We start from the raw sequence: 341 nt of genomic DNA, 5'->3' as shown, positions 1-341 counted from the left end.
CCGTAGTCGCCCACGACGTTGCTCTGCGCCTCGAAGGTCTCCGGGCTGTCGACGTCGCTGATGGTCAAGGTGCCGCCAGTGCTCAGCGGGAGATTGGATTCATCCAGTTCGACGGTGGCCGAACTCAGCACCGCGGCATCGTTGGTGCCGGTGATGGTCACCGTGACGCTGGTTTCGGTGCCGTCGGCGCTGAACACCTGGAAGGTGTCGGTGCGGCTGTCACCGACATTCAGTTCGTTGAAGGCCGAATTGGCGGTGTAGGTCCAGGCACCGTTGGCGTCGATGCTGAACTTGCCGTAGTCGCCCACGACGTTGCTCTGCGCCTCGAAGGTCTCCGGGCT

General features: G+C 63.3%; 1 protein-coding gene. It reads right to left on the bottom strand.

Features of this window, described 5'->3' with window-relative positions; translation table 11 throughout:
• Positions 1–341 (bottom strand): VCBS domain-containing protein (locus DM872_RS00060; protein ID WP_218648952.1); only part of this gene is annotated, 341 nt, incomplete at both ends.

The organism is Pseudomonas taiwanensis (genome assembly GCF_013393345.1).
GTDB classification, from domain to species: Bacteria; Pseudomonadota; Gammaproteobacteria; order Pseudomonadales; family Pseudomonadaceae; genus Metapseudomonas; species Metapseudomonas resinovorans_C.
This window is presented reverse-complemented; position numbering and strand designations above follow the sequence as displayed.